21 protein-coding genes and 3 pseudogenes are annotated in these 21312 nt (G+C 67.9%); 9 read left to right on the top strand and 15 right to left on the bottom strand.

Annotation, left to right across the window (positions count from 1 at the left end; genetic code table 11):
* Nucleotides 1-4: 4 nt before the first annotated feature.
* From NRF20_RS41710 to NRF20_RS41680, 7 genes and pseudogenes are all read right to left on the bottom strand, one after another.
* Nucleotides 5-1462: a VWA domain-containing protein gene (locus NRF20_RS41710; RefSeq protein WP_398629338.1), complete on the bottom strand. Its 1458-nt coding sequence runs from the start codon at nucleotides 1460-1462 to the stop codon at nucleotides 5-7.
* Nucleotides 1459-2877 (bottom strand): hypothetical protein, encoded by a 1419-nt coding sequence (locus NRF20_RS41705; RefSeq protein WP_398629339.1) that lies wholly within the window; start codon nucleotides 2875-2877, stop codon nucleotides 1459-1461. The genes NRF20_RS41710 and NRF20_RS41705 overlap by 4 nt, the downstream gene beginning before the upstream one ends.
* Nucleotides 2847-3350 carry a hypothetical protein gene (locus NRF20_RS41700; RefSeq protein ID WP_398629340.1) on the bottom strand — a complete coding sequence of 168 codons (504 nt, stop codon included), beginning with the start codon at nucleotides 3348-3350 and terminating at the stop codon, nucleotides 2847-2849. Before NRF20_RS41700 ends, NRF20_RS41705 begins: the two co-directional genes overlap by 31 nt.
* Nucleotides 3351-4876: 1526 nt before the next feature.
* Nucleotides 4877-5053, bottom strand: a complete 177-nt coding sequence (locus NRF20_RS41695) for a transposase (RefSeq protein WP_413754674.1) — start codon at nucleotides 5051-5053, stop codon at nucleotides 4877-4879.
* Between the two features lie 634 nt (nucleotides 5054-5687).
* Nucleotides 5688-6029, bottom strand: coding sequence for a hypothetical protein (locus NRF20_RS41690; RefSeq protein ID WP_398629342.1), 342 nt, complete (start codon nucleotides 6027-6029; stop codon nucleotides 5688-5690).
* A 343-nt stretch (nucleotides 6030-6372) separates the two neighbouring features.
* A pseudogene (locus NRF20_RS41685) lies at nucleotides 6373-7129 on the bottom strand (glycosyltransferase); the annotation flags it as partial.
* 516 nt (nucleotides 7130-7645) lie between these two features.
* Nucleotides 7646-8059, bottom strand: coding sequence for an organic hydroperoxide resistance protein (locus NRF20_RS41680; protein WP_398629343.1), 414 nt, complete (start codon nucleotides 8057-8059; stop codon nucleotides 7646-7648).
* Nucleotides 8060-8178: 119 nt separating this feature from the next.
* On the opposite strand from NRF20_RS41680, the gene NRF20_RS41675 reads away from it, so the two are divergent.
* Nucleotides 8179-8694, top strand: a complete 516-nt coding sequence (locus tag NRF20_RS41675; protein WP_413754255.1) for a MarR family winged helix-turn-helix transcriptional regulator — start codon at nucleotides 8179-8181, stop codon at nucleotides 8692-8694.
* A gap of 572 nt (nucleotides 8695-9266) precedes the next feature.
* On the opposite strand, the gene NRF20_RS41670 is transcribed toward NRF20_RS41675, so the two are convergent.
* The 3 genes from NRF20_RS41670 to NRF20_RS41660 all read right to left on the bottom strand — a co-directional run bounded on the left by NRF20_RS41670 (nucleotide 9267) and on the right by NRF20_RS41660 (nucleotide 11211).
* Nucleotides 9267-9500: a hypothetical protein gene (locus NRF20_RS41670; RefSeq protein WP_398629345.1), complete on the bottom strand. Its 234-nt coding sequence runs from the start codon at nucleotides 9498-9500 to the stop codon at nucleotides 9267-9269.
* Nucleotides 9501-9507: 7 nt separating this feature from the next.
* Nucleotides 9508-10185 (bottom strand): TNT domain-containing protein, encoded by a 678-nt coding sequence (locus NRF20_RS41665; protein ID WP_266364908.1) that lies wholly within the window; start codon nucleotides 10183-10185, stop codon nucleotides 9508-9510.
* A 444-nt stretch (nucleotides 10186-10629) separates the two neighbouring features.
* Nucleotides 10630-11211, bottom strand: coding sequence for a hypothetical protein (locus NRF20_RS41660; RefSeq protein WP_398629347.1), 582 nt, complete (start codon nucleotides 11209-11211; stop codon nucleotides 10630-10632).
* A 436-nt stretch (nucleotides 11212-11647) separates the two neighbouring features.
* Between NRF20_RS41660 and NRF20_RS41655 the strand changes: the two genes are divergently transcribed.
* Nucleotides 11648-11947 (top strand): hypothetical protein, encoded by a 300-nt coding sequence (locus NRF20_RS41655; protein WP_266364904.1) that lies wholly within the window; start codon nucleotides 11648-11650, stop codon nucleotides 11945-11947.
* On the opposite strand, the gene NRF20_RS41650 is transcribed toward NRF20_RS41655, so the two are convergent.
* Together NRF20_RS41650 and NRF20_RS41645 are read right to left on the bottom strand one after the other, a co-directional pair.
* On the bottom strand, nucleotides 11944-12180 hold the full coding sequence (locus NRF20_RS41650) for a hypothetical protein (RefSeq protein WP_398629348.1): 237 nt from the start codon (nucleotides 12178-12180) through the stop codon (nucleotides 11944-11946). The two genes, NRF20_RS41655 and NRF20_RS41650, sit on opposite strands and share 4 nt — an antisense overlap.
* A gap of 162 nt (nucleotides 12181-12342) precedes the next feature.
* Nucleotides 12343-12541: pseudogene (locus NRF20_RS41645) on the bottom strand (GTP cyclohydrolase I); the annotation flags it as partial.
* Nucleotides 12542-12910: 369 nt separating this feature from the next.
* Here NRF20_RS41645 and NRF20_RS41640 point away from each other — a divergent pair.
* From NRF20_RS41640 to NRF20_RS41620, 5 genes are all read left to right on the top strand, one after another.
* Nucleotides 12911-13117, top strand: a complete 207-nt coding sequence (locus NRF20_RS41640) for a DUF5988 family protein (RefSeq protein ID WP_093897961.1) — start codon at nucleotides 12911-12913, stop codon at nucleotides 13115-13117.
* Between the two features lie 1166 nt (nucleotides 13118-14283).
* Nucleotides 14284-15168: a peptidoglycan recognition protein gene (locus NRF20_RS41635; protein WP_398629349.1), complete on the top strand. Its 885-nt coding sequence runs from the start codon at nucleotides 14284-14286 to the stop codon at nucleotides 15166-15168.
* Nucleotides 15169-15652: 484 nt separating this feature from the next.
* Complete coding sequence (locus tag NRF20_RS41630) at nucleotides 15653-16570, top strand: NAD(P)H-binding protein (protein ID WP_413754254.1); 918 nt, start codon at nucleotides 15653-15655, stop codon at nucleotides 16568-16570.
* A gap of 103 nt (nucleotides 16571-16673) precedes the next feature.
* The gene (locus NRF20_RS41625) at nucleotides 16674-16979 is read left to right on the top strand and encodes a hypothetical protein (RefSeq protein WP_398629351.1); all 306 of its coding nucleotides are present in this window, start codon (nucleotides 16674-16676) and stop codon (nucleotides 16977-16979) included.
* A 328-nt stretch (nucleotides 16980-17307) separates the two neighbouring features.
* On the top strand, nucleotides 17308-17916 hold the full coding sequence (locus NRF20_RS41620; protein WP_413754253.1) for a GOLPH3/VPS74 family protein: 609 nt from the start codon (nucleotides 17308-17310) through the stop codon (nucleotides 17914-17916).
* Nucleotides 17917-18225: 309 nt separating this feature from the next.
* Here the strand turns inward: NRF20_RS41620 and NRF20_RS41615 are convergent, their stop codons facing one another.
* The gene (locus NRF20_RS41615; RefSeq protein ID WP_413754252.1) at nucleotides 18226-18510 is read right to left on the bottom strand and encodes a hypothetical protein; all 285 of its coding nucleotides are present in this window, start codon (nucleotides 18508-18510) and stop codon (nucleotides 18226-18228) included.
* 200 nt (nucleotides 18511-18710) lie between these two features.
* Here NRF20_RS41615 and NRF20_RS41610 point away from each other — a divergent pair.
* Together NRF20_RS41610 and NRF20_RS41605 are read left to right on the top strand one after the other, a co-directional pair.
* Nucleotides 18711-19079: pseudogene (locus NRF20_RS41610) on the top strand (hypothetical protein); the annotation flags it as partial.
* Nucleotides 19080-19131: 52 nt separating this feature from the next.
* Nucleotides 19132-19266, top strand: coding sequence for a DUF6228 family protein (locus NRF20_RS41605; protein WP_413754673.1), 135 nt, complete (start codon nucleotides 19132-19134; stop codon nucleotides 19264-19266).
* 203 nt (nucleotides 19267-19469) lie between these two features.
* On the opposite strand, the gene NRF20_RS41600 is transcribed toward NRF20_RS41605, so the two are convergent.
* A complete protein-coding gene (locus NRF20_RS41600; RefSeq protein WP_398629506.1) occupies nucleotides 19470-19997 on the bottom strand; it encodes a hypothetical protein in 528 nt (175 codons plus the stop codon).
* Nucleotides 19998-20514: 517 nt separating this feature from the next.
* Nucleotides 20515-21123 (bottom strand): hypothetical protein, encoded by a 609-nt coding sequence (locus NRF20_RS41595; RefSeq protein ID WP_398629353.1) that lies wholly within the window; start codon nucleotides 21121-21123, stop codon nucleotides 20515-20517.
* Nucleotides 21124-21312 lie beyond the last annotated feature (189 nt).

Genomic DNA, 21312 nt, shown 5'->3' with positions numbered 1-21312 from the left:
CTTTCTAAGCGAGAAACGTCTTGAGCTCGTGGACGAGCTTGCGGATGTGGCCCGAGAGCACCGGCGTGCCGAGGGCCTTGAAGCGTTCACGGAACCAGGGGTTGACCTCCTGGCGGCCGGAGCTGGTGACCGAACCGACGGGGATGAACTTCACTCCGGAGCGGTGGACGGCCTCGATGCCCTCGAACAGCGGCTGGGAGCGATCGAACTCGTAGAAGTCGGAGATCCACACCATCACGGTGTCTTTGGGGTCGGTGATCTTCGGACGGGCCATGGCCATCGCGACGGGACCGTCGTTGCCGCCGCCGAGGTTGGTGCGTAGCAGGGCCTCGAACGGGTCGTTCACCCAGGGCGTCAGGTCAATGGCACGCGTGTCGTACGCAATCAGGTGGACGTCCACCTTCGGCAGCCCGGCGAAGATCGACGCCAGGATGGTGCAGTTCACCATCGAGTCGACCATCGAGCCCGACTGGTCCACGACGACGATCAGCCGCTGGGGCGTCGTCCTGCGGGCGGTGTGCCGGTAGTAGAGGCGGTCGACGTACAGCCGCTCCTCCTCCGGGCTCCAGTTGGTGAGGTTCTTCCAGATCGTGCGGTCGAGGTCGAGGTTGCGGAACACCCGCTTGGGCGGGACGGAGCGGTCCAGGGCGCCTACCGTGGCTTTTTCCACCTGGGTGCGCAGCACTTCGGCGACCTCGTCGACGAAACGGCGAATCAGGGCCCTGGCGTTGGCCAGGGCAACGCCCGAGAGGTTGCTCTTGTCCCGCAGCAGCTGTTCGATCAGTGACATGCTCGGGGTCAGCTGCGCGGAGAGCTTGGGGTCGGCCAGCACTTCGCGCAGGTGCATCCGCTTGACGAGGTCGGCCTCGATGGCGCCGAGTTCCGGACCTATTGTTGGAATCAACCGGCCGAGATCGGGCGTCGTGCCCAGGCCGCCGATGCCGGTCGGGCTGACGCCCGGTCCTGCGGCGCCTCTCCCGGCCCCACCGCCGGCGCGGCCGCCACGCAGCTCGCCGGGCTTGCAGCCCAGCGCACGCTCCAGCCAGCCGGCGTCGGACTGCCAGCGCGCCAGCTGTCCAGCGGTGACCGTGCCGGAGCCGGGGGCGAAGACATTGAGCAGCACCTTCGACACCAGTGCCGCGCGCCGTACTTCGGCGGCCCGGTCGCGTGCACCTTCGTCGTCGGGCTCGGGCGCCATCAGACCGTCGAACTCGGCAGCCAGCCCCGGGTGGCGCTGCACGATCGAGTCGACGGATGCCTGCGGGTCCAGCAGCGCGGACGGCAGACCGAGTTCATCGACGACGGCGAGGCTCGCCGATTCCAGCGAGGCCTGCTCCTCGTGGTCGAAGAGGCGGGCGAGGAGGCGCCAGTACAGGACCTGACGGCGGTTGTCGTGGGAGTCCGCCTCCGGACTCTGTGAGGTCGCGTACCCGGCCGGTTGTTCGGTCGTGTGCTCCGTCATTTCCGCAGCAACCTCCCCGCGCGCTCCCGCAGCACGGCCACGGCGTCGGTGGCGGCCTTCTCGGCCTTGACACCGGCCTTGTCGGTCGTTCCCCCGGCCCATCCCCCGGCGTGGATCGCAACAGCCTTCTTCCGTACGGTCGTCTCGACGGCCAGAGGCTGGACGCGATAGGTCCCGGCGTCCCAGCGGAGCAGCCCGATGCAGGCACCGGACGCCGCGACGGCGTCGGGTGTGAGCGGTCCGGCGGTCGGAATGCGGTCGGTGTCGACAGCGAGAGGGTGTCCGGCGACGGTGAACGTCAGTGTGTCGTCGTCCTTCTGGGCGGTGTAGCCCTCCAGGAACACGGGTACGGCGATGCGCGCCGGGTGCCGGTCCAGGGGTGCGGTCGCCGCGTCGGTGGCAGTGGGCAGGGCAACGCGGGCAGTCGCGAAGGCGTCGGCGGGCTCGCTCGGGCGCGCATGCTCGTCGCTCCAGACCAGGTCGCCCTCGGCGGTGACCGGCATGCCGACGAGATCCATTGAGCGGCCCTCGCCGGCGGCCGCCAGAAGCGACATGTGGGGGCGAAGCAGCTGCCAGACGCCGGCTCCGACGACCGTGTCGGGCTTCGGCACCGACACGCCGGCACGCATCAGGCGGGGCGCGGCGCCGTCCGCGGGCTCGAACACCGCGTGGACCTGGGCCTGTGCAGCGGTCGCGTGTTCCTGCAAGTCGACGCCGAGGGGCAGCAGGCGGCCGGTGGCCGTACCGGTCATGGGCACGTCGGCCGCACCGGGCAGCGTCAGCAGCATCGCACGCGACCACAGGTCGGCCCAGCGGCGTGCCGGGATCCTCTCCAGGGCCGCGCCCGGGCAGGATGCAGCGAGTTCGGCGGAGAAACCGTCGAGGAGCGTCGCCAGGCGGCGCAGGGCCCGGTCCGGAAGCATCACGGAGACGACTTGCGCCGACCCGGAGACCACGTCGTGGTCGATGCCCTGCCACCCGGAGCGCGCCAGATCCGACAGCCAGGAGCGGGCGGCGGCGAGCAGGTTCGCCGCTTGCTGCCCGCCGGGCGCCGGGACGGTCTCCTCGCTGCCGGGCCGGCCGGTCGCCTCCTCGACGCGGGTCATCAATGCGTCGTGGACGGAGCCGAGCAGTGCAGTACGGGCAGCGGCGAGGGCGACGAAGTGGTCTTCACTCGCGGCTCCGTCTGCCGCCTTCTCGGCCGCCTCGGCGACTCTGGCGGCCAGCGGCGTCCCCTCGACGGCGCGGGCGAGCTCTGTCAGGCCGGCGGCCTGGGCCGGTTGGGGACGGAGCAGGCCGGCGGCGAGAGCCCGGTCAAAGGCGTCGACGGCCGTCAGGGCTTCGTCGAGCCCGGCAATGGTTTCGCAGAGCAGGTCGGCGCGCATCATGCCACCGCCCTGGTCGGCGGGAACCACTGCATCTCCGGCAACGGTGCGGTGTTCGGGGCGAGTTCCAGGTAGGCCAGGTGACGCAGGAACCTGCTGAAGACCGGTGCGGCAGCCTTGGTGTCCCCCTGCGGTGGACGTGTGTTGCTCATGTCGGCGGCGATGGTCTGCGCGCTCGGTTCCCCGTCCACGATCTCGACCCTCAGGTAGCGGGCGACGCGCTCGGCGCCGTACTGCAGCACCGCCTCGTTGATCAGGGCCCGGATGTGATTGCAGAACGAGCCCCGTGCGCCGCCGCAGGGCCGGTTGTTGTTGGTGCTGCAAGCGAACGCGTAAGTGCCGGCCGCAACCGACGAGACGTAGACCCGCTCAATGTCCGAGCCGCTGGACACCACGCCCTGCAAGCGTCCGTCGGCCAGCTCCACGAACGGAACCTTGGCAAGCTTGCGCGGCCGTGCGGGCGCTATCACCCGTGCTGTGCTCGACCTCTCCCAGTCTGACAACGCACCATCTCCTATGCACCAAGAGGACTTCCGCGCCACAACGGCGGGACACGACTGAACCTACTTGCGACCACTGACAACGCCGATCGCAGACGCACAGCCGCGTCACGCACCGCTCCCGGAACTGGCAACAAGGCCACGGAATGAGGCGGATATCCGGTGGTGGTTCTCCGGGTACGGACAGGAGGTGACCGGGATCCGACGGCGGGAACCGATGACGACAGCACAGGTTGGCAGTTCCTGTGCGCGCCGCGTCGTGAACCGAAACCCGGATGGCCGCCTCCTGCCGACTCGGCGGTCAGCGCTGAACCTGTCTCCGGAATCTCGGCGTGCGCTCCACACGCCCCTGCGACGGGGATGTCGGCACGCCCAAGCCGCGAAGACCACTACCGACCTCGACCACATGCGAAACCAAAGCATGGCTGGCCGCCGGCGCTGGCACGTGCGCTGGGCCCCGCCGCACGCCTCCTGGCTCAACCAGGTCGAACTGCTCTTTTCCGCATTGGCCCGCCGGTCCTGCGGCACGGAGACTTCGCCGGCCGTGACGACCTCATCGACGTAGATGGACACCTACGTGATCGCGCACGACACCGTCGCCAAGCCCTACCGCTGGACCTACGGGGAACTCCTGCCAAAGCCGCATGAAACCCGCAGCAGTCGGTCGGAATCCGCACCGTGCGCTGAAGGATTCGAGGTGCGGCTCGTAGGCGACGTTGACGAATCCAACCAGCTGACCTCCGCGGCGCGCGGCGGTCCAAGCGAGGTCACAGGCCGGCAGAGGTGCGAAGGAGCCGGCCTGTGACCCGGCCAAGAGGCGCTGAACAACTCGTTGAGCTCGTCATCCGTAAGCATGGGACGCACCGCCAACACTCGTGAAGCAGACGCCGGCGACGTCGTAGAGCCGACGTTGCGGTAACTCCCGCAGATCGGGCCGGGCGTGGCCTGGAATTCCTTCTCGCAGCGGAAGCGCCGGCGGTGCTTCACGATGTCGTCGCCCGGCTTGACCACGGTGTCGGCACTTCCGCGCCGCGGGCAGTGCGCCGGGGGCGACGGCCCGCTCGGGCGCACGATCCTCAGACCGTGAACGAGGGGTGCCGGAATGCACCGAGTGGAACGCTCTGCGGGAACGCCGTTGGGTACGGCAGAGTGTGAACATGGGCACCGACACGCTGACGACTGGCTGATCACAGGATTCGCATTCGGGAGTACCGACCGCTCTGACCAGCCGCTCACACCACTCCGCCGAAGGCCGGATCACCAGCCAGGCCCTGCCGCTACCCCGCCCGCCAACCCAAGCACTCATCCACCAAATGAAGCCCTTGATCAATCACAAATACGAACCGAGTAACTGAGTTGGCAGGTTTCGTCAGTTGTTACGCTCAGCCCCCAGCTGACCAGGCGGTTGTCTCGTACTGACCGTGCTCCAGGAAGTACCGCATCTCCTCCGGCGTGCCGTCGACTGCATCCTCTGCGGGTCTGTCAAACGCACGGCCCTGTCTCACATTCGGTGGTGACGGAGGGTGAAATCAGCCGAGGAGGATGCGGTGACGGAGGAAGTCGAATCCTGCTCTGCCGTACACCTGCCTCGCAATCAGCTTCGTTTTGGCGTTCACACCCTCGGTCGGACCGTTGTTGTACGGAAGCGTGAGCCCCGCCACGGCCGCGTCGTGGTCTTGCTCGAGGCCGGTGAGGAAGGGTGCCAGCTCGGGTAGCTGGCCTTCCGGACGTCGGCGATCCAGGCGTCGAGGTCGCCTCCGCAGCGCTCGCCCATGAGCTGGGCGAAGTCGTGCACGAGTTGGGCCAGGGCGGTCATCTCGGGGCAGGCCGCGATGAGTTCACCCAGATGCTTACGCCGCCTGTCGGACAGATTCCCGGGCCGGCTCGCGATCCAGGAGGTGAGGCGGCGCGGGGAGGACATGATCCGGTCGCTCTCGTGGCGGCCCTGGTCGAGGTACTTGTGCAGGAGGTTGAGACCGCAGGTGCAGCCGAGAGCACGCATCTTCTCGAAGAGGTGCTCGACCGGGACCCCAGACTCCTCGGTACGGATCCAGCTCATGACAGGCCACACCGTCCGGCAAGGCGAACGTTGGTTGATGCGGCAATAGCACAGACGATCGCCACGTTCTGCGTCCCTGGCAGCGATCTCGCTGACGGCCTCCTGCGCCACACGCCAACTGCTTGACAACGACGATTGGGAAAAAGTCACAACAACAGTGCCTGAGCGGTTCAGTTGGCCACAACGGCCAACTGAACCGCTCAGATGCTTGTCGTCATTCCTCACACGCGGGTGCAGGGCTGCGAGGTCCCTACGCCCGCATCGAGCGAGGCGTCAACGCCTCAGCACTCACGCAGACCGGGGGCGGGATCCTGGCCCGTGCTCACGTCCACCGCCGGAACATTGCCCCACGCGCCGTTGTCGAGCTGCGTCCAGTACCAGATGTCGTTACCTCCCGGGTGGGGGTCGCCATGTCCCCAGCACTGGAACCAGCTGAAGGTACCGACAAGTGTGCCGCGAGTGGCGGAACGGTAGGAGCGGTCGGCGTACCCCTTCGCCCCTGCCTTGTTACCGCAGTACAGCCTGCCGTCGGAGCGAACCCCGCACTCGGCGGCATGGGCGGCGTTGGGTACGGACAGCGCAAGCAGGGCGCCTACGGCGAAAGCGCTCAGGACGGCGGTCATGCGTCGAGTAATCATGATCGACTTAACGGTCAAAGCGGAACGAAGTCACGCCGACCTGTGCAGACATCACCCCAAGGCGCGCCGGGGAACACAGACGTCGCACATCGGACTGAGCGTCGAGCACCCGGCCGACCAACTGAACTCTGAGTGGCCAACCGTCGCGCGAAGAACTCCTCACAGAATGATCCTGGAGGCCGGTGCTGTTGTTCGCCGGTGCTACGACGTCGGGCCTGCCGCAAAGTATGCCGGTCGCTTCGGGGATGCCGAGTTGGCGATGCAGCCCGGCGCCGGGCACTGTTCCTGGCTCGACGATCCCGTGTGGTTCACGCGGACACTGCGGCGTTTCCCGGCTGACGGCGTCGAGGAGCGGCGTCGCGGCCGCCGTCGCCCCGTCGCTGCGGATCGTGCCGGCCACGGCGGTCGCTCGTGCGCGGGTCTCAGGGGTCAGGGCCGTCCTGAGCGCGGCCGACAGGGACTCGACGGTCGGAGCCGGACCGTCGCGTGCCGCACCGATGCCCAGGTCGGCCACCCGCCTGGCGAAATACGGCTGGTCCCCGCTTGGGGTACCACCACCTCAGGCACGCCGGCCCAGGTGGCCGTCGTCGTCGTACCCGCGCCGCCGTGCATGACAGCGGCCGACCGGCGGAACTGTGCCTGATGGTTGACCTCACCGACGACGAAGCACTCGTCCTGGTCGTCGATCAGGGCCAGGTCGGCCCAGCCGCGGGAGACGACCGCGCGGCGGCCCTGCGCTCGGATCGCCTTGATGGCCACCCGGCAACGTCCTCCGGATCTCGCATGGGAATGCTGCCGAAGCCCACGTACACCGGTGGTGTGCCGGCATCCAGAAACGCCACCAACTCTGCGGGTAGCGGGCGTTCGTCCGGCAGGACCGACGCGCCGGTCTGCACCACGCCGAGGTCCGCCGACTGCTGCCACGGGGCCAGGCTCGGGTCCGTGGCCAGCCACGGGTGGTCGGTGAGGACGTGGTCGCGGACGTTGTCCAATGGCGGCAGGCCGATCGACGCCCGGTGGGTGTTGATCGCCTCGCCGAACACCGCGTGCGCGTCCTGGGCGTCCCGGCCCCACAACACTCGGTTGTGCATACGCTGAGACTGGCAAGGAGTGAGTGCTCCCCTTGCCCTTTATCGTCCGCAGCGGACGGGCAACCTCCTCGCGAAGCCGCGGCTCGCCGCGTACGGCGGTGGTGTCGGCCCAGGAGGATCTCCCATGCGCCACGCGCCGCCTCAAGAACTCCTGTCGCAGTGAGTTCGGGCGTCGTCGGCAGATCAGTACGCATCCCAGGGTGAGGAACGCTTCGTGGATGTCGTCGCGTCTCTCCCAGCGGACCCGCGTGCTGCGGAACCAGTGCAGGCGAGCGAACGCCCGCTCCGCAACCCAGCGTTGGGTGCCCGGGCCGGAACCATGCTCGGCGCCTTCGATCCACACTGCGTGGGCTTCGTGGCTGCGCGTACCGCTCCCCCGCCGCCGGGGCGGCTGAGACCCACACGCGCAGCCCGCCCCGAATCGCGGAGAAGGGGCGTGGAGCAGACGCACGGCGAGGCCGGCGCCCAGTGGGGTTGGTCCCAGGCACCGGCCCATCGCCACCCGGAGGGCTACTCGATGACGAGCTCGACCGGGATGTTGCCGCGGGTCGCGTTGGAGTAGGGGCAGACCTGGTGGGCCTGCTCGACCAGCTTGCGGCCGGTGGCCTCGTCGACGGCCTCGGGCAGCTCCACGCGCAGCGTGACCGCGAGACCGAATCCCTCAGCCTGCTTGCCGATTCTGACCTCACCGGTCACGGCGGCGTCACTGACGTCGATCTTGGCCTGACGGCCGACGAGCCCCAGAGCACTGGCGAAGCAGGCGGCATAACCGGCGGCGAACAGCTGCTCCGGGTTTGTTCCCTGGCCGCTGCCGCCCATCTCCACCGGGATGGCCAGCTGCAGATCCAGCTTGCCGTCGGGGGTGACGGCGCGGCCCTCGCGGCCGTGGGTGGCGGTGGCGACGGCGGTGTAGAGCGCTTCCATGAAAGCGATTTCCTCTCGAAAGTCATGTCCCAGCGGCACTGTCCCGGCCGCTTCCACTCCAGGAAAGCACACAATTAAATTGTGCACAATCTAATGGTGCGCAGGGTTATGCTGGATTCATGACCTCCATGTCCAGCCCGAGCCTCGAGGCCCCGTCCGAGGCCGACTACCTGCGCCTCGACCAGCAGATCTGCTTTTCCTTGAACGCCGCGTCCCGCGCCTTCGGCAGCGTCTACCGCGTACTCCTCAAGGACCTCGGGCTCACCTATCCCCAGTACCTGGTGATGCTGGCACTCTGGGAGCACGGTGCGCTGCCGGTGAAGACGCTGGGAGAGCACCTGCGGCTCGACTCCGGCACGCTGTCACCGCTGCTGAAGCGGTTGGAGGCGGCGGGCCAGGTACGGCGCGAGCGCAGCGCCCAGGACGAGCGGTCGGTGCACATCCACCTCACGGACGAGGGCACGGCACTGCGCGAGCGGGCGCTGGCCGTGCCACGCCGGATCGCCGCGGCAACCGGCTTCGACCTCGACGAGATCAGCAACCTGCGAGCCCGCCTCAACCGACTCACGACAGCCCTGGACACGGCAGCACTGGAGGAGAACCCGAACTGCGCCGACGCGGTGTCCGAGAAGTAGCGTCGCTCGCCAGACGTGGGCGGTTCTGCAGAGGGTCGCGGGAAGCTGGGAAGGCGTCCCGACTGCCCCGCCGACGAACAGACCGTCGCCAACGCCTTCCACGCCGACGGCACTTGATCCTCCAAGCGAGGGCCCTCGAAGAGCTGGGTCTTGTAATCGATGGCGGTGCCGGCGCCCAGACCGGTGACGAAGTCGATGTCGCGGGAGGACGCGATTGCGGTGAGCCCCGCGCCCAGGGCAGCGGCGATCTGTACGGCGAACGGGCCGACCCCTCCGGCGCCACCCTGGATGCGCATTCACCATCCCTACGACGGTGGTGCCGGCGTCTTTCTCTCTGCTTCTGAAGGACGGGACCGGATTCGCAACGGCACGCCGACTGGCTCTCCAGCCATCCGTTCGGTCTCTGACGACTCTCCGAACGATCATCGCCCTTGCCCATGTACCGGTCCCCGGTTCAGACGACCACCCGTCGAAAGCAGATGAACACCGCGGCTTCCCCGACGAAGGCGTGGAAGTGTCCGAGCTCACCGAAGGGCAATGGCGACGACATCCAGCGGCAAAAAAGGGGTGCCTTAAAGGAGCAGGCGGAGCAAATGCGCGCAGGCGCCCTGTTCGCTCGGATGGCGGGCGATGACCTCGTACGTACCCCGTTCGTACACACCGGTCTCCCACGCCCCGTCGGACGCCTGTCGCAAGAACAGAAAGTCCGTGGGGGTGGGGACCGGTTCGTGAACGCCCTCGATGCGGTAGTAGCCGTCGGCCACTCCCGCCTCGCTCAGCACCGCGTGCAGTTCCCGGCGTTCCACGCTGAATCTACGCGGCGGCGGACTTGAGGTAGTCATGCTCCAGCAGCCACTTGACGTTCAGCCGCTGCCCCTGGCCCGGGTCGAGGAAGACCGCGTCGAGCTTGATCTGCTGACCACCCCCCGGCTGCTCGAACCACGGGGCGATACTGCCCTGCCAAACCCAGAAAGGCTTGGCCACCTTGTAGACGCGGTAGTCGCAAGCGACTTCTGCTTCACGGGTGTTGAGGTTCTGCGGTGGCAGCGCGCGCTCTGCGTAGGCGTCACCAGCGGGTGCCAGGTAGCTGCCGTACTCAGAACCGAAGCGGTCCAGACGCTGGCCCGTGCGCAGCTTGGTCGGTTCCTTGTCGATCTGGCCGTTGACCTGACCGAAGCCGTCGTTGGGCGGGTACTTCCAGCTGCCGGAGTCGGCGGGCCCTTCCCAGTACTTCTTCAGAAAGGCCTGCGGGGACAGGACTCCGGTGCGCTTGTACCCGTTCAGAAGCGGGCCCACAGGGGCCAGTCGCCTGTTCGGGAGCCACTTGGGGCCGAGCCGGGCGTCACCGCGGAACTCACCTGTGCAGGGATCGTGCTGGACTACGGACGCAGGCGTCCAGCCCTCCGGCTTCGCTGAGGCGCTCGCGGCGGGGGCCGTGACCAGCCCGGCAGTGATGCCAAGCACAGCAAGTACGTTGCGCATGCGGTTCATTCAGAAGTCCCCTCGGGTGCTGTTGATCAATTACGTAGCTGACAAAGAGTAGCCTTCCACTTACTCAGAGCGTCCATCCTGTGCCTTTTTTGGACACGAACAGCGCAGCATCCCGGCCTGGTTCTGTTCGGGGCGGCCGGATGCAGAGACGTCTGACGCGCACGGTGTCAGTGGCGTTGGCGATGCCTCCGGCGCGAACGGCTTTCTCGATTCCCTCGGGCGTGAGCCGTGCGGGCTGCGGGCATTCCGGGGCCGTCGCCATGCCCGAAGGGCAGATCGCGACCGTCACGCTTCACGCCTGATCAGCCACCCGAGTGGCTCTGAGCGTCGCCATCCGCTGACACCCGACTCCGCGGCACCAATGTGGCGCCAACGCGGTCCAGCATGCGACGAGGTCCGGAACAGGCGTCGCCGCAAAGCCCGTCCGGACCTCGTGGCGTGCTTTCAGGCAGCCGCGGAACCGCCGCTGTACCCACGGTGTTTGGCCGGGCGGCAGCGGCGCGTGTAGTAGGCATAGGTCAGCACCAGGACGAGCGGACCCCACAGCATCCCGGGGGCGATGCAGAGGCGGGCCAGTGTCTGCCAGCCGCCACTGCTGTACCCGGCGGCGTCACCCACACCGAACCAGCTCAGCAGCACGGGTGCCCAGAACGCGGTCGCGCCCAGGCCGCCGAGGGTGGCGGGGATGATCGCCGCAAAGGGAGCGATCCGCTTCCCGCCGATGAACGGCAGCCATGCGGGGGCGACCTCGCCCCATCCCCGCACCAATCCGAAGGACAGCAGCGCCAACCCCTCCGTGATCAAGCTGAGCCCGAAGACGTAGGGGACGGACACCCACAACGACGACGGCATCGCACCGTCCACGTCCAGCCCCATCTCGAAGCCGAAGGCGAACGGCAACCGCCACAGGCACTGGGGCAGCAGTAGCAAAGGGATCGCATGGGCGGTGATGGAAGCCCATTGTGGGACCGGCCGTTCGGTGCCGTGCGCAGTCGTGGTCGGGCGAGGTTCGTCGATCGCTGTCATGGCATCAGCCTCTTCGGTCCTCGGCGGCTGGCCATCCTCCCCGAGGTGGTACCGCCGTCTGCACGGGGGAGCCTTGAGTCAGCCTTCGGGATGATGCGTCGGCGGGAGGAGGCGCGCGGTCCCCCTGCCGTGTTCACTCCGGGCTCGGAGCCAGGCGCGTACGGCAGTGCGAAGCCGACGGTCCGGGCGACGCCACGGAGCGGCGGTGATCCGCGGAGGAGGGCGTCGCCGGTGTCCGACGCTCAGGGCCTCTCGGGTGGCTGATCAGGCGTGAAGCGTGACGGTCGCGATCTGCCCTCCGGGCATGGCGACGGCCCCGGAATGATCACGCGGTGTATGCCAGTGCGACACCAACCGTCGGCGGAGCCGGCGCCGAGATGTGATTTCGCTGGTCTGCACTCACCAATCAGGACACCGTCCAAGTCGACTTCCCGGCATGGATGGCTACCAGTCCGCCACGGAATCGGTTCGGAACGCTGGTGGGGCGGCGAAGGTCATCACCTGCAGTGCGGCCGCGCCCGACGCCATCCACGCCGAATGGGACCAGCCGGCGGGCATTCCCAACACCTCGTGCGGTGTCGACCCGAGCAGCAACCGGGTATCCGTCGATATATACGACGGTGCGCCCACCGCCGATCAGGTGCCCGGATCGAAAGAGCCGCCGCTGCCCACGGAGACGCGGTGCGGCGATCCTCATCGGCAGTCGGTTGCCCTCCCGCGCATGGCAACCGCCTAGTGCAGCCTCCAGGTGAACTTGCCGCCACCCACCCACCGAACCTCGCCCGGGTCGTCGAGATCGTGGACCCTGATGCCTGCGGCCGAGGCGGCGTGGAGCACATCCGTCATCGATGTTGCGGCGCTGACGACCTCCCCGTCGATCTCCACAAGGCGGAAGGGCGGATCACCTGGCCGGACTCCCAGCACGGTGATCCGAGGCGTCGAGATACGAGGGCTCGCACTTTCGGTCATGCGCAGATCCGTTCCACGCCACGGTCGGCAGTATGCCCGGCGGCAGGATAGGTAACGTGACTCCACGTGACATCACCCCCGCGGCCGATCCGGCTGCCCGTCGGAGGGCAGATCCGCCGGCAGCAGTCCGCAACCGGGCCCAGCAGCACGCATCAAGACCTGCTATCTATTCACCTGTCCCGGAACGCTGCCGGGACAGCGGGGCAGGCCGGTCACAGCAAGGAACTCGGTGCGCGATCGGGCGTCGGTGCAACAGGCCCCAAAGGGTGGAGGTCATGGTGGTGGTGCCGCTGGCCTGGACGCCGCGCAGGGGCATGCAGGCGTGCTCGGCTTGGATCACGACACCGACACCTTTAGGTCCCACTGGGGCTGGAACTGATTGCTCCAGCCTTTGACCACTCAGTGCCTGCCGAGTTCGGGGACCGATTGAGCGAGGTCTGCTCAAAGCCGGCGGCCGGGCCCCCACGGACTCCGCCCAGCTGAATAACGTCGAAGCGTTGAGCCCTTCGGCCTCGTACGCAGGGAAGTCGCCATCGGGCCGTGCGAGCGGCGGCGTCTCGGCCCGCGGGGTTCGGTCCGTCGGTCTCCGTGCCTCCTTGGACAGGTGTCCTGCATCGAGTGATTGCCGGAAATCACTCGGCGTGCTGCTGGGATGCCGACAGGACACACGGCGGCGAGCACTTCGGCGCGTCATGGAGAAGCCAGACCATCGTCAGGGGAAACTTTCGCCATGACCAATGCGATGAAAGCAGTCCTTGAGGGCGGCCCCGACGATCTCCCTGAGCGGATCGTTTCCGTCACTACGCCCGGAGTCGACCTCAAGATCCCGTTCCGTGGTGGATACGAGCATTTCAAGGCGACGACACGTCACCAGGAAACTGACGAGGGCCAATTGCCTGTCTACGAATGGTGGGAACGCACGGAAGTCCCAGGATGAGGGTTGTCCCGTAACTGCCCTGGGCGTTCCGTCCTGCCGCAGCCTGAGCGTTCTCGTTGTCGGCTGCCTTGCCGAGCCGGGATGCCATCGCCGGTCCCGGCCTTTCACGGGCAGCCCGGCTCCCCACAAGCGACGAGTCGACACGCCCGCGGGCGCGCGCTTGCCATGTCGCCGACGGCGTCGTAGCTCACGTACTCGGAACCGCAGAAGCAGTACGCGCCGGCGCGCCACGCCACAGCCGCGTCGACACGCGCGGCATGCCTCCCGCCACCTGACACCTCAAATGCCGTGGAGACCGGGCAGAGCTCGTGGGTCGAGCTGCCTGCTCCTCCCCCAGTCCGCTGACCTCCAGCACGTCATCACGCGACACGCACAGGCAAGCGCACGCGGCAGGGCACGAGCATCTCCAAGCAGCACCAGATTCCCGCACACCCCGTCCCGCCGACGTCCCACGGACTGTTCGACACGCGTTCGGGGAACGTCACTCGTTCATCGCTGTCCCACGGTGCTGCTCCCAGAAGCAGCACAGGACATCCGAGAGCCCTCGCCAGGAGGGACAGCAGGGGAGCTGAGATCAATGGCCAGGAGCGCACCGACAGCACGCCCGGTCTGCCTGATGTGTCGCCGCTCGCGTCAGCCCAAGGGTGTCCGGCAGTCCGTGCGGCCGACGCGAGCGCGCGTCAAAAGGGCGGCCGACGGGACTGGTCGAGTGGGACCGGCCGGCGGGTGCGAGTCAGCGAGGTGCTGGGGTGCGGGCTGCGGGCTGCGGGCTGCCGTCACGCGAAAGGGGCTTGCCCAGCAGTCACGCGCTACAGCGGCTGGCGACATCCGCCAGGCGCCGGAGCTCGGCGGCAGAGAGTTTCGGCTTCCCGCCGGACCGGCCGGTCGACGTCGCATCCATAGCCACGGGCGAATTCGGCCAAGTGCCGGGAAGGCACCCGGTCGGCCATCTCGGCAGGGGTGGCTGTACGTGCCTCGACTCGTCATCGCGCACTTCACCCTGATAGCGGAAGCGCTCACCCACACACCCCTGCGGCAGTCGGCATGAGTACCGGCACGCTCGCCTGTCTGCACTAACCCGGGGCGCGCAGCGAACCTCCCACCGCGAAGCTGTGGGCATACGCGTTCCCGCCGTCCCCTCGGCGAAAGACAAAGAAGGTTTTCCCGTGCGTCTGTACCGGATCGCACTGTGGGTCACGGCCCCTGTGGCCGTTCCCCTCATGGCGGCACCGCCCGGAGTGACGACGGCCCATGCCGTCGGCACGACACCGGAAGGCCCCCTTGCCGTATGGCGGGCCGAAGCAGTTCCGGATTCGGCTGTCGAATCCGGGCTGCCGTTCCCGGCCCTCGGCGCGAGGTCAGTGGCATTCCCCCGAGCGGCGCCTCGGCCCGCTGTCGTGTTGCGTACCCAGTGGCGGGCCGACGAGACCAAGCGCGACCCACATGCCCATTACGCGCAAAGAGTGACGGCGGTCTTCATCCATCACACCGACACCCCCAACGGCTACGACTGCGCCGACGTCCCGCGTACCCTGCGCAATCTGTATACGGGCCAGACCCGTGACCGGAGATGGGGAGACCTCGGCTACAACTTCCTGGTCGACAAATGCGGCACCATCTACGAAGGCCGCGCCGGCGGTACCGACCGCCCCGTCGTCGGCTCCCACACCCTCGGGTTCAACCAGGGCACCACGGGGGTTGCGGCGATCGGCACCTTCGGACGAGGCACTCCCGTACCCGCAGCCATGGAGCACGCGATCGCAGCCCTCGCCGCCTGGAAGCTCGGCTTGAACGGCATCGACCCCACCAGCAAGGTGCGGCTCACGTCCACGAACGACAAGAGCCGCTACACCAAGGGAACTTCGGCCGAATTCGACGCTATCTCCGGCCATCGCGACGGCTATGCCACCGACTGCCCCGGAGATGCACTGTTCGCGCGACTCCCCGCAATCCGAAAGATTGCTGCCGGCCTCCAGGGCAAGACCCCACGAGCACCCTCTGGTGTCGCCCTGCCCGCGGGCTTGCGGAGCCTCCAACAAACCAATCATTGACGCCCCAGCAGGACAATTAAACCTGGGGCGTATCCCCCCTTGGCATCGCAGACAACTCGGCCGGGGCGAACGAGCCCGGGGCGGCTATGCGGCCGCCCTCATTCCGAAGCGGACGCAGCACTCCATGTTGGGGTTCAGATCTCACGGGCAGCCCTGCACATCGATCCGGGCAACTTGCGGATCCCTTTGACCGCCTCTCACACGGACGTGCGGCCCAGGCTCCGGTTTTCGCCTGCGCCTTTCACTCCTGTCGACGAGTCGTGACGTAACGGTTGAGTGGGCCACGAGCTCGTGGGCGGCGGCGCGGGCGCCGCCCGGACCCTCGTCACGTTCCTACAGTTTCGAATCCCGGTCGACCACCTTCAGAACAGGCCGTCGCAACGAATCGGGAGCTGAGGCTCACGGCCCATGGCTCCGAGGCGTACGCCGCGCAAGAGGGCCGTCCCCCCGAAGCGAAGACTCTGACTCTGAAGGAGACGCACCGATGGTTACCAGCGACCTTGTTCTCGTCACGGGAGCCGGTGGCGGCACAGGCGGTGTGAGCCGCACCGTCCTCGACTTGCTCCTGGCCCAAGGAGTGTCGGTACGCGCGATGGTGCACCGCAACCACCACCGCGCGGATGAACTGCGCGCACTCGGCGCCGAGGTAGTCGTCGGCGACCTCACCCGGCCCGCCGATGTCACGGACGCCCTCGACGGTGCCGGCCGGATGTACTTCAGCATGAGCGTGTCGCCGGACTACCTGCTGGCGGCGACCGTGGTGGCCACCGTCGCACGCGAGCACGGCGATCTCGACTGCTTGGTGGACGTGTCGCAGATGACGGTGGCCCAGATGACCGCCACCAGTACCACCGAGTCCCACCAGCAGCGGCTGCACTGGCTCTCCGAGCAGGTGCTCAACTGGTCGGGCCTGCCAGTGGTACACGTGCGGCCCACGATGTTCCTCGACAACCCGCTCTTCACCACGCTCGCCGCGCACTCGATCCGGGAGAACGGCACGCTCGCCCTGCCGTTCGGCACCGGCCGCACGTCACCGGTGTCGGCGGGCGACGTGGCACGGGTGGTCGCGACCATGCTGCACGACCCGGCCCCGCACCTGGGTCATGTCTACGAGTTGACCGGGCCGCGCACGCTGGACATGAACGGCGTAGCAGAGGAGTTCTCCCGGGCGCTGGGCCGCCCGGTGTCCTATGCGGACGTCCCGCTGGACCAGCGGATCACTGCGGTGCTCGCAAAGGCAGGACTTTCGCCGCACGCCGAGCAGCACATCGAGACCATGGCCCGGTTGCACCAGAAGAACCGTTACGACCGCACGACCCACGATGTCGAACGCATCACCGGTCAACCGGCACAGACGATCGAGTCGTTCGTCGCCGCGCGCCGGGACTTCTACCTCGGCTGAGCCGACCCCGGGCCCGTGGAGCGAGCCGACGGAATCGCCGTCCGTGCGGACACGCCTCACAGACAGCTCGACGAATGCCCCCAAAAAAGAAGGGTGGGGCCCCATGACAGAGACACGCGTGCTTCCGGTCCCGCCGTGTCCGCCGCGGACGTGCCCCCCGCTCGACGCCTTTCTGCCCAGCCACGACCATCACGGCGACGACCTGGACACCGCCGGACGCGCTCTGCCGCCGACCGCGGACATCGTTTTCACGACTCCCGTCGACATCCGTAAGCTCGGGGGCAGCGCCCGCGGCCTGGCCCCGGAGTCGACCACTCAACTCTCAGCCCCGGGCCGCGCCACGATCGATGTCACCGCTATCCCCGCCGCCACGGCTCGCCCCTGTGCCGACCGCTCGCCGGGGCCGTGACCGTCTCCGCGCACCCATGCGGGGCGACTTTCGACAAGAGCATGGGCGTCGGGCCTCGTGTCCGACACCGGCCTCTGCCGGGATATGCGCTCCCCCAGCGGGCCAGGGTCATCAGTGCGGGATGCAGCCGCCGTCCGTGCTCCGTAAGCTGGTGGACGGCGTCGGGGCGGCCGGACTTCACGCCTGCCCGCTACACGCAGCAAATCCGCGCCGCGATCGCGGCGGCCATCGACATCGACAGCTGGCCTTGACTCTCGGCGTCACGCCGGGCGCCGGACCGGCTGCTCAGCGACGCAGCGCTACTGATGCCCCTGACACGGAGCCGCTCATGACCACACCGCGGGACCTGTTGATCGCCGCCATGGACATGGCGGCCAGTCGCCCTCTGGAGCGAGGCAATCTGTCGCTTGCGCTCGCTGGAGCCGAGGTGATCGACCTCCTGAGCGCCCAGGCCGTCAGACTGGACGGCGACCAGATCGTGCCGAGCCACCCACCGGCAATGGCTGATCGCCTGTTGGATGAGGCCGCGTCGGCGCTCGTCCAGCAAGCGCCGTACGAGTCGCTCGAGGACTGGCTGTGGCGCAGAGGCCGCGGCCTGTCCACGGCCTATCTGGACGCCCTTGAGGCGGAAGGACAGCTCACTCGGCAACGCCGCCCCCGCTGGATGCCCTCCCGAGCCAGTCGGCTGGTGCTGGTCGATTCACCCGCTCGCCGCGAGGCGGCCGACCGCTGGACATCGGATGAGCCCGTACTCGCCGCCCTCGCAGCGGCCATCGGAATCCGTGACAAGCCAATTGGCGACTCCCCGAGCGTGGCCGACGAAGCGGTGGCTACGGTGCTCGCCGCCGTTGATGACGCATTGAGGGATCTGGAGTTCCAACGGCAACGGCGAGCCCTCGACGAGGCGGCCTTCGACAACGTCTGGCGAGGCGAATAACGAAGGCACCGCGCGATGTCGCAGGCTGTCTGGGGACGGCGCCCGGACGTATCACGTCGGTCGGCGGCACCACCGGCCGGTCCAGCTCATCCGGCACCAGCAAACTGTTTACTCACCATGTGCTCCTCGTACTGAAGCAGGAGGAGCCATCTGGGAACTCGGAATCCGGCTGGCCCTAGGGCTGAGTGACAGCGGGCAGTCCCCGGCGGCGCGGAGCACCCCGGAGACACATCACGGCCGGTGAAGTGCGTGTTTCACCGGCCGTGGTGTGTCCGTGGGCACAGCCCGGAACGGTCAGGCCCGGGTGGCTCAGATCGTGTCGTACCGCCTGCCCGGGCTCGGGAACAGGTCCATCCCCGACGGGCACTCCTCGGCCGTCTTCGTCAGGCCGAGCACCTTGCTCACGCCGCTGCCCCCACCGCAGGGGACTTCCTCGGCCGAGTCGTCCATGCAGTCGCCCTTCACCAACTGTCCGCCGCCGGCGCCGGCATCACCGGGGTGGTCGCCGGACAGATTGCGGCCGCAGATGGTCTTGCTGGGGATACCGTCACCGGCACCGCCGGAGCCGAGGGAGACCTTCACCGAGATGATCACATCCGTCCCGCGATGGGCACTGAATGGACTCGGAGAAGAAGGCACCGTCCTTGACTTCGGGAGCCTTGATCGTCGCCTTGGGTTCGTCGCAGTCGACACCCTGGTAGTCGTCCTTCGACTCGCTGTGGTCAGGCCTGGCACAGTCACCGACCTTCCAGCCCCTGGCCTCGTGACCATCACTGAATAACTGGCTGCAGGCAGTGGTGGCTCACTTCGCCACCCTGCCGCGCCTGGTGCGTCTCGCGTCGAGGAGCGCGCGGACGCGTGGACTGGCCGGAAGGATCACGCGCGCGGCAGGGCACCACGGCTGCGACGATCTGCCGGCGGACTGCGCCGGAGCGGTCGCGGACTTCCGTGAGCTTCTGGACCGGCACCTGCGGTCACGGCCGGCGCCGACTACCTTGGGGCCTTCATCGCTCTGCTCGTGGTCGAGGAGCAGTGCTGTGCCAGTGTGTTCAGCATCGCGGGCGAATACACGTCCGCGAACCTCCCCGTTCTGCGGTAAGCCACGGCCCTCACCGGCCGATGACTTCCGCGGCTGGGACGGAACGCTGACCTGGCGTTCCCTTGAACGCGACCTGACCATCTCGGCGGAGCACCGCCCCCCGGGGTCACGTCCGTCTGACCTGGGGCATTCACGACCGGCTGCCCTCCGAGGAATGGCACTTCAAGACCACCACGGTGCACGCGGCAGGCAAGGACGTGCGAAACCTCGCCACGGATATACACACGTTCCTCGCGGGCGTCGAACACTGAGTGTCACAGTGGCTGAGTGAAGCGCTCACCGGCCGGCTACGGCGCTCTCCGCGCAGTTCCGGAGCCTTGCAGGCTGATCGGCGGTTGCGGCGCTGCCTCCGGCTGCACGGTGGGGTCGCCATCGCAGTCGGGTAAGTGACTCAAGGATCTCACTGACGGTGCAGACCGCAGGGCGACCCAGGAAGCCGACTGGCAACTTCCCGTCACTCAGCGCCCACGCCGTCCACGTTCCACTCCGGCGGCAGGGCCTCTTCGCAGAAGACGCAGACGAAGTCCTCCTCCCGCACGATGTTGAGCTGTCGGCAGGACGGACAACGCCGGAACAATACCTCGTGGGTAAAGCCGGGCGGGCCAGCGATCCCGGCCCGCTCCAGAGCCTCGGCGACGGCCGGCCACGAGCTGATGTCCGGGCAGTAGCCGGTCGACTGGTTGCTGATCTCGTCGACCGCCCACCGCCCGGAATCCTCACGGAAGCTCACTTCACCGGCACTCAGCACCGCTTCTCCGCCACCACATGCCACGTGCTCGCTGCGCCGCGGCGCCAAGCGCAGGATCCCGGCGGCGTCTACGACGAAGGTGAACGGTTCAGCAAGCTCCTCCACCGTCCGCTCCGAGGCCCATGCGTCGAAGTCCGCCGACGCGCGCATGCTCCGGCCCTCGCCTCCGTTCCGGACCAGTGCTTTCAAGTCTGCAGGTCCCACATATCGATAGCTCCGCCCCCGTGTGTTCATGCTGGCCAACCTAGCCACACTCCGAGACCAGGGCGTGGATGAGGCGGAGTCCTGGCAGGGCCGGCGGAGGCACTGGCGATTCCCAGCAGCGTCGACGGAGCCGTGACCCACCGCATTTCCGGGGCCGGGACTCACTCGCTGCTCATCCGGAGGAGACGGCGGGGTCGCCTCCAGACAGAACGCGACTGCCGACAGGACTTTCGCCCGCAACAGAGGAAGGGCCGCTGCAACGCTCTGCGACTCCGGCTTCAGGCCGTCTGCCGCGCCGGTGCCACGTTGTGCCGCCCGGTCGCAGGGTCCTGCCGGCAAAGGAAGGCCGTGTACGGTGCGCGGCTGTTCCGGCTGGGCTGGCAGCACCTCGCCGTCCGGCTCTACTATGGCCTGGCAGAAGAATCCAGACTGGAACCCCGGCCCGATTCCGGCGGGCCGGGGTTCTGCGTCAGGCGAGTGAATCGATCACCGGCCTTTGTAGTGGTGCTCGGTTACCGGCCACCGTGATGGTGCTCGATCACCGGTCTCAGTCGTCGCCGCCGAAGTCGCCGCCGCCGAAGTCGTCGCCGCCGAAGTCGTCGCCGCCGTAGCCGCCGCCGTGGTGGCGCTCGATCACTCGGAAGCTGCCCACGACTCCGTTGTGGACCTTCACGCCGCCCCGGACACGGCCCGGGTGGACGCCGTCGCTGGAGCTCCAGGGACCGACGGTCGCCAGCGGGGCGCCGTTGTCGCAGGTCGCGCCACGGAAGACCTCGACGGTCCGGCGGCTGTCGTTGCGGATGTTGAGGGTCTTGGAACCGAGACCGCTGACCACCGTGATGCAGCCGCCGCCTTCGGCGGTGTAGGTGCGCTCGTTGATGTGGATGCGGCCCCTGAAGTGTTCCCGGTGACCCTTGTTCTCGTAGCCACCACCCTTGTTCTCGTAGCCACCACCACCCTTGCCCTCGTTGCCCTTGCCCTCGCCGCCCTTGCCGGCGTCGCCGCCTTCGAGGGCCGAAACGGGGGCGGCCTGCTGGACGACCGGGGCTGCCTGGGCCGGCTCGGAGGAGGCGGCCGAGGCGTAGGTGATGCCGGTGGCGGCCAGGGCCGCGGCGGCCGCGAGAGCGGCGGTAACGACGGTGGAACGCGTAACCATGTCACTTCTCCTGTCTCAGAGAGGCCGGCTGAGCAGCTGGCCCGTGATTGAACGTACTAACGGCCCCCATAGCTGTCATATCGGACACGTTGAAAGGGTTGAGGCCGGAGCGCCAATCGGGGTACACGAGACACCCATATGCTATTTCCATTTAATCTGATGAAACATCAATTGCTCCCATATATGGGC

This window comes from Streptomyces sp. R-74717 (genome assembly GCF_047305335.1).
In the GTDB taxonomy this organism is placed as follows: Bacteria; Actinomycetota; Actinomycetes; order Streptomycetales; family Streptomycetaceae; genus Streptomyces; species Streptomyces atratus.
This window is presented reverse-complemented; position numbering and strand designations above follow the sequence as displayed.

Coding starts and splice junctions, on each gene's coding strand:
- NRF20_RS41595 (WP_398629353.1), bottom strand. CDS start 21,123: ATGGTTACGCGTTCCACCGTCGTTACCGCCGCTCTCGCGGCCGCCGCG.
- NRF20_RS41600 (WP_398629506.1), bottom strand. CDS start 19,997: ATGAACACACGGGGGCGGAGCTATCGATATGTGGGACCTGCAGACTTG.
- NRF20_RS41680 (WP_398629343.1), bottom strand. CDS start 8,059: ATGGAAGCGCTCTACACCGCCGTCGCCACCGCCACCCACGGCCGCGAG.
- NRF20_RS41710 (WP_398629338.1), bottom strand. CDS start 1,462: ATGACGGAGCACACGACCGAACAACCGGCCGGGTACGCGACCTCACAG.
- NRF20_RS41660 (WP_398629347.1), bottom strand. CDS start 11,211: ATGACAGCGATCGACGAACCTCGCCCGACCACGACTGCGCACGGCACC.
- NRF20_RS41620 (WP_413754253.1), top strand. CDS start 17,308: ATGACCACACCGCGGGACCTGTTGATCGCCGCCATGGACATGGCGGCC.
- NRF20_RS41690 (WP_398629342.1), bottom strand. CDS start 6,029: ATGACCGCCGTCCTGAGCGCTTTCGCCGTAGGCGCCCTGCTTGCGCTG.
- NRF20_RS41655 (WP_266364904.1), top strand. CDS start 11,648: ATGGATGGCTACCAGTCCGCCACGGAATCGGTTCGGAACGCTGGTGGG.
- NRF20_RS41625 (WP_398629351.1), top strand. CDS start 16,674: ATGACAGAGACACGCGTGCTTCCGGTCCCGCCGTGTCCGCCGCGGACG.
- NRF20_RS41675 (WP_413754255.1), top strand. CDS start 8,179: ATGACCTCCATGTCCAGCCCGAGCCTCGAGGCCCCGTCCGAGGCCGAC.
- NRF20_RS41630 (WP_413754254.1), top strand. CDS start 15,653: ATGGTTACCAGCGACCTTGTTCTCGTCACGGGAGCCGGTGGCGGCACA.
- NRF20_RS41650 (WP_398629348.1), bottom strand. CDS start 12,180: ATGACCGAAAGTGCGAGCCCTCGTATCTCGACGCCTCGGATCACCGTG.
- NRF20_RS41665 (WP_266364908.1), bottom strand. CDS start 10,185: ATGAACCGCATGCGCAACGTACTTGCTGTGCTTGGCATCACTGCCGGG.
- NRF20_RS41640 (WP_093897961.1), top strand. CDS start 12,911: ATGACCAATGCGATGAAAGCAGTCCTTGAGGGCGGCCCCGACGATCTC.